Genomic DNA, 15,000 nt, shown 5'->3' with positions numbered 1-15,000 from the left:
CACATGATGAACAATATGTTAAATTTCTTTTGGCATTTACAAGTGCTTTAGCGAAGTCTAATACTACATCTTCCTTCATGTTTAATACAAAAAACGCCAGACGGACGGCCGTTTTCGGTCCGATGCCTGGCAATTTCATAAAGCTGTCGATTAATTTCGATATCGGCTCTGGATAATACATACGAACCCCCTAGAATAATCCTGGTATGTTCAATCCTTTTGTAAACTGCCCCATTGTTTCTGCTGTTAACTCATCTACCTTTTTCAACGCATCATTCGTTGCTGCAAGCACTAAATCTTGCAACATGTCGATATCTTCTGGATCAACAACTTCCTCTTTAATTCTCACTTCTAAAATTTGTTTATGACCGTTCGCGACAACAGTGACCATTCCGCCTCCTGCTGTTCCTTCAACCGTTTTTTCTGCTAACTCTGCTTGCGCTTTCTCCATATCTTTTTGCATTTTTTGCATCTGTTTCATCATTTTTTGCATATTTCCCATTCCACGCATCATTGTCATCATTCCTCCATTATTCTTTAATTTCAATTAAGTGTTCACCAAACCATTTTTTTGCTTCTGCAATAAATGGATCTTCCTGTTCATGATGTTCGTCTTCATTTGTTTGCTGCCGAATAAACTGCTCGCGAATTTGAAGCCATTCGCTTTCTGGAACAGGGATCGTATCGAGTTTTTTCCCTGTTAATTCAAATAATACTTGCTCTAAATTATCTTTGACGTAGTTACTATTATCAGCAACCATCTTACAGTGAATTTCATATTTAAATTTTAGCACAAAAGCTGTGCTACTTGCTGCTACAGGTTCACTTTCTTGTAATAATGCTGCATGGGACACTTTATTTTGCTTCTTCAGCAAATCAAGCACATGCCCCCAATTCCCTTTAACAAGAGATAAGTGCTGATGCGTCGCTTGGCGAAGCACTTCATGAATGCGTCCTATCGGTATTTTATAGTCTGTGCGAATATTTTTTACCGTTTTTTTCACCGGTTCACTAACTTCCGAAGCAGAAGGCTTCACACCTGCTTCTTTTAGTTTCTCCAATTGTTGCTCAAGCTGTTTTACCTTCTCCTCTAAATCTAGGGAGGAAGTAGATTTTATCGCATGCTCCTCTTCATAACAAAGTTTTACGATCGTGACTTCCATATGAATACGTGGATGATTTGTCAAACGCATATCGTGTTGACTTTTGCTTAACAAATCGATCGCGTCATATATGAACGATGTCGGAATCATGTCAGAAAGCTCACGAAATCGCTCATCAACAAGCACACGATGCGTCACATCCTCAAGCTGTGGCGCTGCTTTATACAAAAGCATATCTCGGTAATAATAAATTAAATCTTCGACGAGACGGTTCGGATCTTTCCCTTGTTCCATTAAATCTTGAAAAAGGCGTAACGCCTCAACCGTCTTCTTTTCATACATCGCGTAAATTAAATCAGCAATTTTCCGCTGTGAGACAGCGCCTGTAACCGCTAACACATCCTCAAGCAACACCCGGTCATCACTAAAAGAAATGGCTTGATCAAGCAAGCTTAACGCATCACGCATTCCACCATCAGCAGCACGCGCAATTGCAAACAATGCTTCTTCCTCTACATCTATACCTTCTTCAGCAACAACCGTTTTTAAACGTGAAACGATGGATTTGAGCTCAATGCGCCGAAAATCAAACCGCTGACATCGAGAAACGATCGTTAACGGAATTTTGTGAGGCTCTGTTGTCGCTAAAATAAAAATGACATGTTTCGGTGGTTCCTCCAATGTCTTTAATAATGCATTAAACGCCCCAATGGACAACATATGCACTTCATCGATAATATACACTTTATAAGGTGCTGAGGTTGGGGCAAATTTCACCTTATCGCGAATATCACGAATTTCATCTACTCCGTTATTTGATGCTGCGTCAATCTCTAACACATCTGAAATCGAACCGTTCATAATGCCTAAACAAGTCGGACATTCGTTGCATGGCTCTGCTGTTGGACGATGCTCGCAGTTTACCGCTTTAGCGAAAATTTTAGCTATACTTGTTTTTCCTGTCCCACGTGGACCAGAAAATAAATATGCATGTGAAATCTTTTGTTGAAGCAGGGCATTTTGCAACGTTTTTGTGACGTGTTCTTGACCGACAACATCTTTGAAGCTTTGTGGCCGAAAAACACGATATAAAGCTTTATAACTCACGAAACTGCCCTCCTCTTTGCTTGTATCCTAATCATTATATCATTAAAAAACGCATGAAAAAAGCACTTGCCATTTGAGCAAGTGCCTGTGTCCTATCTATGTAAATTGCCGTGCACCTTCTGTCGACTAGCTGCCATAAACGTTACTAGAGTAGTTAGCTCGGTTCAGGCACCCCTGCGGCACATGGGATTGTCCGCTTACTGCTGCTTCCTTCCGGACCTGACAGGGTTCACGGATTCCCATTGCGCAGGACCCAAACGTCAACACCACTTACTCTAGGCAGACTCTACAGCAAACTAGCCTAAAGAAGGAATTCAGCCTCGCTAGAGCGGATTGCGAGTACAGGGCACCGCTACCTCCCCGCTTAGCACGGCAATGCGTTATCTCTAACGCAAGTATAAGTATATCTCTTTTTCATCCAAATTGCAACGACTACACAATGGAATTTAATTGGAATTAATACTACTTTTTTCTTCTTTTTTTCGTTGACGCAACTGTCGAAAAAATTCACTTAGCATATAGCCACATTGTTCAGCTAATACCCCGCTAACAACCTCCGATTGGTGATTAAATCTCGATTCTTGTAATAAATTCATTAATGTCCCTGCACATCCCCCTTTCGGATCGCTTGCCCCAAATACAACGCGTTTGATCCGAGACAGAACAATTGCCCCAGCGCACATGGCACAAGGTTCTAACGTCACATACAACGTTGCTTGTTCTAGTCGCCACGTGCCTAGTTTTCGACATGCTTCATCAATGGCCAAAAGCTCCGCATGAGCAATCGAGCGTTGATCCCGTTCGCGCAAATTATGGGCTCGCGCAATCACTTGGTCGTTATATACAATAACAGCACCGATAGGCACTTCTCCTATTTTTTCTGCTTTCTTTGCTTCTTCGATCGCTAAATGCATGTAATACTCATCATTTCTCATCTTTTGAAACTCCCGTACCTTTTTATCATCTATAAAGTATATCAAAACAAAAAAGCAACATACATACTAATCATTTTATGTTAAAATAAATTTTGTCTGTCTACACAGACGGTTTCACCCGAAGGAGGTTACACAATGTCCCGCGTGCCCTTTATTACTGTGGAAGGCCCAATTGGTGTTGGAAAAACATCATTAGCTAAGGTCATCTCAACCCATTTTCAATATGAGCTATTAAAAGAAATTGTTGATGAAAATCCTTTTTTAGGTAAATTTTATGAAAACATCGAAGAATGGAGTTTCCAAACGGAGATGTTTTTTCTATGTAATCGCTATAAACAGCTAGAAGATGTCGAAAAAAATTTTTTAAACAATGGGAAACCGGTTGTAGCTGACTACCATATTTTCAAAAACTTAATCTTTGCTAAGCAAACGTTAAAAGGAAAACAGTACGAAAAGTATGTACGAATTTATGACATTTTAACAAGCGATATGCCAAAACCAAACGTTGTTATTTATTTGCATGCTTCATTACACACGTTGTTAGAGCGTATTGCTATGCGGGGTCGCGAATTTGAAAAAAACATTGATCCGAACTATTTACAACAACTATCTCATGCTTATGAACAAGCAATAGAACAATTTGAACAAGACCACCCCCACATTCCTGTATTGCGATTTAATGGAGATGAACTCGACTTCGTTCATAATGACAAAGATCGATTTTACATTTTAAACGAACTGCAATCTGTTCTTAAAAGGAGTTTAGAACAATGAATTTACGAGAAAAATATCATATCCCAAGCGATGCTGTCATTACCATTGCTGGAACGGTCGGTGTCGGAAAATCAACGATGACAAAAGCGTTAGCTGATGCGCTTCAATTTCGCACTTCTTTTGAAAAAGTAGATACAAATCCTTATTTAGATAAATTTTACGCTGATTTTAAACGTTGGAGCTTTCACCTTCAAATTTACTTTCTCGCTGAACGATTCAAAGAACAAAAGCGTATTTTTGAATACGGAGGAGGATTTGTCCAAGATCGCTCCATTTATGAAGATACAGGTATTTTTGCAAAAATGCATTACGAAAAAGGTACGATGTCGAAAGTCGACTATGAAACGTATACAAGTTTATTTGAAGCTATGGTTATGACACCATATTTTCCTCATCCTGATTTACTTATTTATTTAGAAGGAAGTTTTGAGGAAATTATTAAACGTATTCGTGAGCGCGGTCGTCCAATGGAACAGCAGACACCAACCGAATATTGGAAAGAAATGTATGAAAGATATGAGAGATGGATCAATAGCTTTAATGCTTGTCCTGTTTTGCGTATTAACATCAATGAATATGATATTATTCGTGATGCTCAATCAATCGAACCGATTGTCGCAAAAATTGGATATATGATCGAACAATATCGCACGTTAAAAAAATAAGGATGTCTCAACCGTTTTGGGACATCCTTTCTTTTGCTGTATAAAACAAAAATTCGTTACAATATGTAACGAATTGTTCAATAAACAATCTCCATTTTATGCGCTGTGGTTGCAAACATCTAAATGATGGCGGAGGAGGAGGGATTCGAACCCCCGCGCGCCTTTCGACGCCTCTCGGTTTTCAAGACCGACCCCTTCAGCCAGACTTGGGTACTCCTCCGTATCGACATGTATTAAATTATCATAACCATCACGACATGTCAACACTTTTTATAAAGAAAAGGGGGGCAAACTTTCTCCCCCTATGAAATCACTTCTTTTCCTCCCATGTATGGTCGAAGTACTTCTGGAATAACTACCGTTCCATCTTCCTGTTGGTAATTTTCTAAAATCGCTGCAACAGTTCGTCCGATGGCTAAACCAGATCCGTTTAGCGTATGCACATGTTCTGGCTTCGCCTTTGGATCACGACGGAAACGAATATTTGCGCGGCGAGCTTGAAACGCTTCAAAATTGCTACAAGAAGAAATCTCTCGGTACGTACCATAGCTTGGTAACCATACTTCAATGTCATATTTTTTTGCTGCAGTAAATCCTAAATCAGCTGTACACATGCTCATCACACGATATGGCAGACCTAATAGTTGTAAAACACGCTCTGCATCATTTGTTAGCTTTTCGAGCTCTTCGTAAGAATCTTCTGGTTTGACAAATTTAACAAGTTCTACTTTATTGAATTGATGCTGACGAATTAATCCACGTGTATCCCTTCCAGCTGATCCTGCTTCTGAACGGAAGCATGCACTATATGCAACATATTTAATCGGCAAATCATCTGCTGATAAAATTTCATCGCGATGTAAGTTTGTTACAGGAACTTCAGCTGTTGGAATTAAAAAGTAATCTTCGCTTTCGATACGAAATGCATCTTCTTCAAACTTCGGAAGCTGCCCCGTTCCCGTCATGCTTGCTCGATTAACGATGTATGGCGGAAGAACTTCTTCATATCCGTGTTGTTCAACATGTATGTCTAACATAAAGTTAATCAATGCACGTTCTAAACGTGCCCCAAGTCCTTTATAAAATACAAATCGGCTTCCTGTCACCTTTGCTGCTCTTTCAAAATCTAAAATCCCAAGTTGATCAGCAATTTCCCAATGTGGTTTCGGTTCAAAGGAAAATGAACGCGGTTCACCCCATTTACGAATTTCTACATTATCGTCTTCTGATTCACCAATTGGAACAGATTCATGTGGAATGTTTGGAATGGATAAAAGCAATGTTCCAAGCTGTTGTTCTACTTCTCGCAATTCATCATCAAGTACTTTAATCTGATCACCAACTTGGCGCATTTCAGCAATGAGATGATCCGCATCTTTTTTTTCACGCTTTAGTAAAGCAACTTGTTGCGACACATCGTTTCGCTTATTTTTTAATTCCTCCGCCTGTGCAATGAGTTCTCGACGACGACGATCGAGCTGCTCAAATCGTTCGAAATCCGCTAAATCCTCACCACGATGTTGAAGCTTTTGTTTTACTTCTTCAAAATTAGCACGTAAAAATTTTAAGTCTAACATCAACATACCTCCTTTTTATTTTGATTAATGAAATAAAAAACTCCCGTCCCAAAGGAAAGGGACGAGAGTGCTCCCGCGTTGCCACCCTAGTTGAAGACATACGTCTCCCACTCGAGAGATATAACGGTTCTCACCGGAAATGCCTACTGACTTAACGCGTTCAGCATCTCGCTCCAGGATGGATTCACAAGTCATTCCTGCCGATTTGCACCGACCATCGGCTCTCTGAAAGGAAGAGGGCTTGCTACTAGTTCCTGTCATCGCTTTTTCTTCATATCATTTTCTTGGAAATAATGTACTATAAGTTTAAACAAAATGCAACCCGTTTATTCTTTTGTCTCTTTCACCATGTTGATAAAGTATTGCGTCATACGATGGTCGTCTGTTAATTCTGGATGAAACGAACATCCTAAAAATTGTCCTTGTCTTGCCGCGACAATGCGATCCTCATATGTCGCAAGCACATCAACATCGGCTCCTACAGATACAATGTGCGGAGCTCGAATAAATACACCAATAAAGTCATCCGCGACTCCTTTAATAGATAAAGATGCTTCAAAGCTTTCACGCTGGCGACCGAACGAGTTGCGTTCAACCGTAATATCCATTAAACCGAGATGCGGCTCATCGTAACCAACAATTTTTTTCGCTAAAATGATTAAGCCTGCACACGTTCCAAACATCGGCTTCCCTTCGCCTGCAAATTGCTTCAGCGGTTCAATAAAGCCGTATTTATCCATCAAACGACGCATCGTCGTACTTTCCCCACCTGGAATGATAAGGCCATCAATCTGTGTCAATTGCTCGACCTTTTTAATCACTACCGCTTCTGCACCACACGCTTCAATCGACCGTACATGTTCACGTACGGCCCCTTGCAATCCTAATACTCCTATTTTCACCATATTCATTGCTCCTTTACATTACCATCCGCGTTCTTGCATCCGTTGTTCAGGAAGCAACGAAGAAATATCAATCCCTTTCATCGCTCCACCTAATCCTTTAGATAAGTGAGCAATTAATTCGTAATCTTCATAATGAGTTGTTGCCTCTACGATAGCACGTGCATATTTTTCAGGGTTTTCTGATTTGAAAATACCAGAACCAACAAATACACCATCAGCACCTAAATGCATCATTAATGCTGCATCCGCTGGTGTCGCAACACCACCTGCTGCAAAGTTAACGACAGGAAGACGACCAAGACGTTTGATTTCTAATAATACTTCAAACGGTGCACCTAAATTTTTCGCTTCCGTCATTAATTCATCTTCACTCATGCTAACGACTTTACGCACTTGCGCGTTTACTTTACGCATATGGCGAACAGCTTCAACAATATTTCCTGTGCCCGGTTCACCTTTTGTACGAAGCATCGATGCTCCTTCAGCGATACGACGAGCTGCTTCACCTAAATCACGGCAGCCACATACAAACGGCACAGTAAATTGACGTTTATCAATATGAAATTCTTCGTCTGCTGGCGTTAATACTTCACTCTCATCAATATAGTCTACGCCGAGCGCCTCTAATACACGCGCTTCCACATAGTGGCCGATACGCGCCTTCGCCATTACCGGAATAGATACTGCTTTCATCACTTCTTCAATAACTGTCGGATCAGCCATGCGGGCAACACCACCAGCTGCACGAATATCAGCTGGAACGCGCTCAAGAGCCATCACTGCAACAGCACCTGCTGCTTCTGCGATTTTCGCTTGTTCTGCATTCACGACGTCCATAATGACGCCACCTTTTTGCATTTCCGCCATTCCGCGTTTTACACGTTCTGTACCTGTAACCGCCACCGTTCATTCCTCCCATTATGTATATCGTTATTGTGATATTGTACTGAAAAATCAGTTTGACGACAACTATTCATTACTTCAGTACACTATCCATATTCTAGCATACGTTTTTACTAGGTAAAAGTGTAGAAACACTAGCTACATTTTTTTATTTTAACTCAATTTTTCAAAAAATCATAATAAAAATTTTAAAGCCCTCCAAAAAGAGAGCTTTAAAATAACCCTTTGATTGCATTTGAAGCACCACTCCAAATATCGCTAAACAGTTCACCAATGGCGCGCAGCGCTAAAATAAAGCCATTTGCTTTCTCTACAGCTCGCTTTGTTACGATGTCAACTTGTGCTGCTTTTTCCCCTTCTTTCGTTAAATAGCCGTAGTCTGTTCCTTCATATTTCACGTACATATATCCAACTTTTTGACCTTTTTTCACAGGGGCTGTTAACGTTTCTTTTTCAATAACAACAACAGGTTTATATTTTTTCTCTTCCCCGCGTTTAATAACAAGCGATAGTGGTTGTTTTGTCGCGATCGCAACTTCTTTTTCTTTCCCTTTTTTTACGGTGACTGTTTTATGTTTTTTCGTCGTATAGCCTTTTGGATACAACTTTTGCACAGTATAGTTGCTAAACGCATAGTCTAACATTTTTCTCGTCTGTTCAAAACGTGATAAATGTGTACCCTTACCATTCGTTTTTGCATTCATCACAACGGTAATAAAGCGCATACCATTCCGCTCTGCTGTACCTGTAAAGCAATACCCTGCGAACTCTGTATATCCCGTTTTTATACCATCTACACCTTCATATGCTGCGATAAGTCCCGGAAGCATCCAGTTCCAGTTATCCATTTTAATTTGGTCATCTGTTCCTTCTCGGAAATACTTTCGGGGAATACTTGCCGTTTCTAAAATTTCCGGGAACTCGTGATATAAATGATATGCTAATGTCGCTACAGCACGAGCAGACATGACGTTTTCTTCGTTATCTCCACTACCTGCTGGGTGCAATCCCCCTAAATCTTTGTTATTGAGTCCGGTTGCATTAACAAACTTGTAATCTTTTAATCCCAGCTCTTGCGCTTTTTCATTCATCATCTTCACAAAATTTGCTTCCGAACCACCAACAATTTCTGCGATTGCAACCGTCGCCCCGTTTGCTGAGTAAATCGCCATTGCTTCGTATAATTCACGTACTGTATATTTTCCATCTTTTCTCAACGGAACATTCGATAAATCGCGCTTTTGAGAAATTTGATATACATACTCACTTACTGCATATTCTTGATCCCATTTCACGCGTCCTTCATGAATGGCCTCTAGCAACAAATACTCCGTCATCATTTTTGTCATACTAGCAATCCCTAAAACGGCATCAATATTTTTTTGGTATAAAATTTTTCCTGTTTCCGCTTCAACGAGAATAGCGGCATCTGCTTCAATATTGAGCACGTCTTCTTCCGCTTTTATATTTTGCGGTAACGTCGCCATAAATAAGAACATTGCTACAATGGAAATGATGAAGCTCTTGTACGATGTTTTCACGCTCAAACCCTCCAACTCTGTTTTACATAACCGTTATTTTAACATACTCTTGTAAAAAAAAATAGACAGAGGAATCTTCCACCTCTGCCTATGTATTTACTACATAAATGAATAGTTTGGCGCTTCTTTCGTAATTTGGACGTCATGTGGATGGCTTTCTCTTAGTCCTGCTCCAGTCATGCGCACAAATTGCGCTTTTTCTCGCAATTCTTCTAAATTTCTCGTTCCGCAATAGCCCATTCCTGCTCGCAATCCACCGACAAGTTGATAAATGGTATCAGCAAGCGGCCCTTTATAAGGTACTCTTCCTTCAATGCCTTCCGGAACAAATTTTTTATTATCTTCTTGGAAATAGCGGTCTTTACTTCCCTTTTCCATCGCTCCAACTGATCCCATACCGCGATATACTTTAAATCGTCTACCTTGATAAATTTCTGTTTCCCCCGGACTTTCAGATACACCTGCAAGCAAGCTTCCGAGCATAACCGCATGTCCACCAGCTGCTAAAGCCTTTACAATATCACCAGAATATTTAATTCCCCCATCAGCAATAATTGAAACACCATATTTCCTTGCTTCTGTTGCACAGTCATAAATGGCTGTAATTTGAGGAACACCGACACCTGCGACAACCCGTGTCGTACAAATTGATCCTGGACCGATACCGACTTTAATGATATTTGCTCCTGCTTCAATTAGATCTCTTGTCGCCTCTGCTGTCGCGACATTTCCAGCGATAATGTTCAATGTCGGGTAAGTGTCGCGAATTTTCCGTACCGTTTCAAGCACTCCTTTAGAATGACCGTGGGCTGTATCAACTACAATGACGTCAACGTTTGCCTCCACAAGCTTTTTCACGCGCAACATCGTATCTGTAGTGACCCCGACAGCTGCTCCGACAAGAAGACGCCCTTTTGAATCTTTTGCTGCATTTGGGAATTCAATGACTTTTTCAATATCTTTAATGGTAATAAGCCCTTTTAACACACCTTGATCATCAACGAGAGGGAGTTTTTCAATTTTGTACTTTTGTAAAATTTTTTCTGCTTCTTCTAATGTTGTTCCAACAGGGGCAGTAATTAAATTTTCTTTTGTCATGACATCAGAAATTTTTATTGAGTAATCTTGAATGAAACGTAAATCACGATTCGTAATAATTCCGACAAGCTTTTGTTCTTCAGCATTATTAACGATTGGAACACCTGAGATACGATATTTACTCATTAAATGTTCAGCATCATATACTTGATGTTCAGGAGTTAAAAAGAACGGATCGGTAATTACCCCGCTTTCTGAACGTTTTACTTTATCAACTTGTTCAGCCTGTTGCTCAATCGACATGTTTTTATGGATAATTCCTAATCCTCCTTGGCGCGCCATCGCAATCGCCATTTCTGCCTCTGTCACCGTATCCATTCCCGCACTAATAATTGGGATGTTCAATTTCAATGTTTTACTTAGCTCAACCGTTAGATCGACATCACGTGGCAACACTTCTGACTTCGCCGGAATTAAAAGAACATCATCAAACGTCAATCCTTCTTTCGCAAATTTTGTTTCCCACATTGTTTTTCCCCCTCACTTTGGAAATATTAATTAGTAGAGTATCAACTTCGCTTTTTTCTGTCAAGAAAACATAAAAATGTTAGATAATTCGATCAATTAAATAAGGAGAGCAAACGATGTGGGAAGTATTTTACTCTTCAAATTTTGTACATCAATTTTTACTTGAACGCTACAAACAAGAAGGGAGAGAAGATGCAGAAAAGAAAAGTTATGATAATTGTTATCCGTTTATGTACTACTTACAACATGGAAAAAAATTTTATGACACAGCCCGCCAAGCACCATTGGCGATCAAACCTGTTTTATTATTTTATGGAAATGTACAACTTCTTAAAGCGTGTTTATTAACTATTCATGCTGACTACCCAGAATCCTCTACCGTTTTGGCACACGGAGTGTCAACGAGAAAGAGAAAAAAACAAAACTATGATTTTTTTAAAGACGAAGTAAAAATTCAAAAACACGGTTTGTTTACTTATTTTTCTGAAAAAATGTTTCATGTGAAACATGCATATGGAGAAAAATTTTGCATGAAACAGTTGTTAGAACAGATAGAGGAGCTAACTCCTTTATTTGATTTATATTTTAAACAAACAAATGGACAAAACAAGCATATTCATGAAATCATCGCTCACTATTTATTACTATACAATTTAAGTATGATCTGCCGTTATGAAACAGAATGGTGGTACGATCTTCTCCACAGTTATTCCAATGACGCATATCCGTTTATCGTACAGTTTTTAGACGTAACTGAAAGAAAAGTACCGAAATATTTGTATGACTATTTATTGTATAATAAAAACGACCAAGACTAACTTGTCTTGATCCTTTTCTTGCCCGGCAACGTCCTACTCTCGCAGGCGGTGTCCCGCCAACTACCATCGGCGCTGGAGAGCTTAACTTCCGTGTTCGGGATGGGAACGGGTGTGACCTCTCCGCCATCGTCACCGAGCAATATATTGAAGGATAATTCCTTCAAAACTAGATAACAGAACAGTCGCCTTCGCTTTTCGTGATGTCTAGCTTCGAACTAACATCCTCCTACGCCTTTCGCTTTTTCCGTTCGACGTGCACGCACGTCTTCGTCAAAAGCTCTCGGCTCCGTCGGACGTTTCCTTGGCTTCGCCAAGGACCGTTCTCAGCTTTTCTTGATGTCTAGCTGCGGCTCCTAGCCCCTCGAACCGCTTCAGTCCTGCTGTGGCGGCAACAGCCTCCTCGCAGGCCTTTCGCGTTCTTCGTGGCTGGACAGTCGCCTTCGCTTTTCTTGTGTGCTTAGTTAAGTCCTCGATCGATTAGTATCCGTCAGCTGCACGTGTCGCCACGCTTCCACCTCGGACCTATCTACCTTGTCATCTTCAAGGGATCTTACTCGCTTGACGCGATGGGAAATCTCATCTTGAGGGGGGCTTCACGCTTAGATGCTTTCAGCGCTTATCCCTTCCGCACATAGCTACCCAGCTGTGCCCCTGGCGGGACAACTGGTACACCAGCGGTGCGTCCATCCCGGTCCTCTCGTACTAAGGACAGCTCCTCTCAAATTTCCTACGCCCGCGACGGATAGGGACCGAACTGTCTCACGACGTTCTGAACCCAGCTCGCGTACCGCTTTAATGGGCGAACAGCCCAACCCTTGGGACCGACTACAGCCCCAGGATGCGATGAGCCGACATCGAGGTGCCAAACCTCCCCGTCGATGTGGACTCTTGGGGGAGATAAGCCTGTTATCCCCGGGGTAGCTTTTATCCGTTGAGCGATGGCCCTTCCATTCGGAACCACCGGATCACTAAGCCCGACTTTCGTCCCTGCTCGACTTGTAGGTCTCGCAGTCAAGCTCCCTTCTGCCTTTACACTCTTCGAATGATTTCCAACCATTCTGAGGGAACCTTTGGGCGCCTCCGTTACGCTTTGGGAGGCGACCGCCCCAGTCAAACTGCCCACCTGACACTGTCTCCCACCCCGATCAGGGGTGCGGGTTAGAATCTCAGTACGACAAGGGTGGTATCCCAACGGCGACTCCACCTAGACTGGCGTCCAGGCTTCTCAGTCTCCCACCTATGCTGTACATGTCGCACCAACATTCAATATCAGGCTGCAGTAAAGCTCCACGGGGTCTTTCCGTCCTGTCGCGGGTAACCTGCATCTTCACAGGTACTATGATTTCACCGGGTCTCTCGTTGAGACAGTGCCCAAGTCGTTACACCTTTCGTGCGGGTCGGAACTTACCCGACAAGGAATTTCGCTACCTTAGGACCGTTATAGTTACGGCCGCCGTTTACTGGGGCTTCGGTTCGCACCTTCGCTTGCGCTAAGCGCTCCCCTTAACCTTCCAGCACCGGGCAGGTGTCAGCCCCTATACTTCGCCTTACGGCTTCGCAGAGACCTGTGTTTTTGATAAACAGTCGCTTGGGCCTTTTCACTGCGGCTCCCCTGGGCTATTCACCCGAGGGAGCACCCCTTCTCCCGAAGTTACGGGGTCATTTTGCCGAGTTCCTTAACGAGAGTTCTCCCGCGCACCTTAGGATTCTCTCCTCGCCTACCTGTGTCGGTTTGCGGTACGGGCACCTCTCACCTCGCTAGAGGCTTTTCTTGGCAGTGTGGAATCAGGCACTTCGGTACTTTATTTCCCTCGCCATCACAGCTCAGCCTACTCAAGCGGATTTGCCTACTTGAGGCGCCTAACTGCTTGGACGCGCACAACCAGTCGCGCGCTGACCCTATCCTCCTGCGTCCCCCCATTGCTCAAACGGTGAGGAGGTGGTACAGGAATATCAACCTGTTGTCCATCGCCTACGCCTTTCGGCCTCGGCTTAGGTCCCGACTAACCCTGAGCGGACGAGCCTTCCTCAGGAAACCTTAGGCTTTCGGTGCAGAGGATTCTCACCTCTGTTTTCGCTACTCACACCGGCATTCTCACTTCTAAGCGCTCCACTAGTCCTTCCGGTCTAGCTTCGACGCCCTTAGAACGCTCCCCTACCGACGACGTAAGTCGTCCCACAGCTTCGGTGGTACGTTTAGCCCCGGTACATTTTCGGCGCAGAGTCACTCGACCAGTGAGCTATTACGCACTCTTTAAATGGTGGCTGCTTCTAAGCCAACATCCTGGTTGTCTAAGCAACTCCACATCCTTTTCCACTTAACGTACACTTTGGGACCTTAGCTGGTGATCTGGGCTGTTTCCCTCTTGACCACGGATCTTATCACTCGTAGTCTGACTCCCGAGCATAAGTCATTGGCATTCGGAGTTTGACTGAGTTCGGTAACCCGATGAGGGCCCCTAGCCCAATCAGTGCTCTACCTCCAAGACTCTCAACTCGAGGCTAGCCCTAAAGCTATTTCGGGGAGAACCAGCTATCTCCAAGTTCGATTGGCATTTCACCCCTACCCACACCTCATCCCCGCACTTTTCAACGTGCGTGGGTTCGGGCCTCCAGTAGGTATTACCCTACCTTCACCCTGGACATGGGTAGATCACCTGGTTTCGGGTCTACGACCTCGTACTATACGCCCTATTCAGACTCGCTTTCGCTGCGGCTCCGTCTTTTCGACTTAACCTCGCACGAGATCGTAACTCGCCGGTTCATTCTACAAAAGGCACGCCATCACCCATAAACGGGCTCTGACTACTTGTAGGCACACGGTTTCAGGTTCTCTTTCACTCCCCTCCCGGGGTGCTTTTCACCTTTCCCTCACGGTACTGGTTCACTATCGGTCACTAGGGAGTATTTAGCCTTGGGAGATGGTCCTCCCTGCTTCCGACGGGATTCCTCGTGTCCCGCCGTACTCAGGATCCACTCAGGAGGGAACGAAGTTTCGACTACAGGGCTGTTACCTCCTCTGGCGGGCCTTTCCAGACCGCTTCGTCTACTCCGTTCCTTTGTCACTCCGTATTGAGTGTCCTACAACCCCAAGAGGCAAGCCTCT

General features: G+C 42.9%; 12 protein-coding genes, 1 tRNA gene, 2 rRNA genes, 1 other RNA gene and 1 other annotated feature (2 of these 17 running past the window's edge). Of the genes, 3 read left to right on the top strand and 13 right to left on the bottom strand.

Annotated elements, in window-relative coordinates:
* From recR to tadA, 5 genes are all read right to left on the bottom strand, one after another.
* Window positions 1–181 carry the start of a recombination mediator RecR gene (gene recR / locus NSQ23_RS00130; protein ID WP_192954397.1) on the bottom strand. The gene continues 416 nt to the left of window position 1, outside the view, so the window shows 181 of its 597 coding nt (coding positions 1–181); its start codon is at window positions 179–181; its stop codon lies beyond the left edge, outside the window.
* Window positions 182–190: 9 nt separating this feature from the next.
* The gene (locus NSQ23_RS00125) at window positions 191–514 is read right to left on the bottom strand and encodes a YbaB/EbfC family nucleoid-associated protein (protein ID WP_035018391.1); all 324 of its coding nucleotides are present in this window, start codon (window positions 512–514) and stop codon (window positions 191–193) included.
* Between the two features lie 16 nt (window positions 515–530).
* Window positions 531–2,210, bottom strand: coding sequence for a DNA polymerase III subunit gamma/tau (dnaX, locus tag NSQ23_RS00120; RefSeq protein ID WP_339172171.1), 1,680 nt, complete (start codon window positions 2,208–2,210; stop codon window positions 531–533).
* Between the two features lie 108 nt (window positions 2,211–2,318).
* An RNA gene (gene ffs, locus NSQ23_RS00115) (signal recognition particle sRNA large type) lies at window positions 2,319–2,583 on the bottom strand.
* A 73-nt stretch (window positions 2,584–2,656) separates the two neighbouring features.
* Entirely contained in the window at window positions 2,657–3,145 is a 489-nt protein-coding gene (tadA, locus tag NSQ23_RS00110) for a tRNA adenosine(34) deaminase TadA (RefSeq protein WP_339172169.1), read from the bottom strand.
* A 135-nt stretch (window positions 3,146–3,280) separates the two neighbouring features.
* On the opposite strand from tadA, the gene NSQ23_RS00105 reads away from it, so the two are divergent.
* Entirely contained in the window at window positions 3,281–3,919 is a 639-nt protein-coding gene (locus NSQ23_RS00105) for a deoxynucleoside kinase (RefSeq protein WP_192954401.1), read from the top strand.
* Complete coding sequence (locus NSQ23_RS00100) at window positions 3,916–4,584, top strand: deoxynucleoside kinase (RefSeq protein WP_192954402.1); 669 nt, start codon at window positions 3,916–3,918, stop codon at window positions 4,582–4,584. Before NSQ23_RS00105 ends, NSQ23_RS00100 begins: the two co-directional genes overlap by 4 nt.
* Window positions 4,585–4,711: 127 nt before the next feature.
* Here the strand turns inward: NSQ23_RS00100 and NSQ23_RS00095 are convergent.
* The 6 genes from NSQ23_RS00095 to guaB form a co-directional block, all read right to left on the bottom strand.
* Window positions 4,712–4,804: transfer RNA gene (locus NSQ23_RS00095), tRNA-Ser, on the bottom strand.
* 82 nt (window positions 4,805–4,886) lie between these two features.
* Complete coding sequence (gene serS / locus NSQ23_RS00090) at window positions 4,887–6,161, bottom strand: serine--tRNA ligase (RefSeq protein WP_339172166.1); 1,275 nt, start codon at window positions 6,159–6,161, stop codon at window positions 4,887–4,889.
* A 54-nt stretch (window positions 6,162–6,215) separates the two neighbouring features.
* Window positions 6,216–6,431 (bottom strand) — a binding site (T-box leader).
* Between the two features lie 56 nt (window positions 6,432–6,487).
* On the bottom strand, window positions 6,488–7,066 hold the full coding sequence (gene pdxT / locus NSQ23_RS00085; RefSeq protein WP_064220485.1) for a pyridoxal 5'-phosphate synthase glutaminase subunit PdxT: 579 nt from the start codon (window positions 7,064–7,066) through the stop codon (window positions 6,488–6,490).
* Between the two features lie 18 nt (window positions 7,067–7,084).
* Window positions 7,085–7,969 (bottom strand): pyridoxal 5'-phosphate synthase lyase subunit PdxS, encoded by an 885-nt coding sequence (gene pdxS, locus NSQ23_RS00080; protein ID WP_004888477.1) that lies wholly within the window; start codon window positions 7,967–7,969, stop codon window positions 7,085–7,087.
* A 212-nt stretch (window positions 7,970–8,181) separates the two neighbouring features.
* Window positions 8,182–9,510 carry a D-alanyl-D-alanine carboxypeptidase family protein gene (locus NSQ23_RS00075; RefSeq protein WP_338134596.1) on the bottom strand — a complete coding sequence of 443 codons (1,329 nt, stop codon included), beginning with the start codon at window positions 9,508–9,510 and terminating at the stop codon, window positions 8,182–8,184.
* Between the two features lie 99 nt (window positions 9,511–9,609).
* Window positions 9,610–11,076 (bottom strand): IMP dehydrogenase, encoded by a 1,467-nt coding sequence (guaB, locus tag NSQ23_RS00070; protein ID WP_339172159.1) that lies wholly within the window; start codon window positions 11,074–11,076, stop codon window positions 9,610–9,612.
* Window positions 11,077–11,192: 116 nt separating this feature from the next.
* Between guaB and NSQ23_RS00065 the strand changes: the two genes are divergently transcribed.
* Complete coding sequence (locus NSQ23_RS00065) at window positions 11,193–11,894, top strand: YaaC family protein (protein WP_192948794.1); 702 nt, start codon at window positions 11,193–11,195, stop codon at window positions 11,892–11,894.
* A gap of 20 nt (window positions 11,895–11,914) precedes the next feature.
* Here NSQ23_RS00065 and rrf read toward each other — a convergent pair.
* Both rrf and NSQ23_RS00055 read right to left on the bottom strand, forming a co-directional pair.
* Window positions 11,915–12,031, bottom strand: a 5S ribosomal RNA gene (rrf, locus tag NSQ23_RS00060).
* Between the two features lie 320 nt (window positions 12,032–12,351).
* Window positions 12,352–15,000, bottom strand: a 23S ribosomal RNA gene (locus tag NSQ23_RS00055) (it continues 277 nt past the right edge of the window).

It is taken from the genome of Anoxybacillus sp. FSL W8-1294, assembly GCF_037965005.1.
Classification (GTDB): domain Bacteria; phylum Bacillota; class Bacilli; order Bacillales; family Anoxybacillaceae; genus Anoxybacillus; species Anoxybacillus flavithermus_G.
Note: the sequence above shows the minus strand (reverse complement) of the source record. Positions and strands in the feature narration are given on the sequence as shown.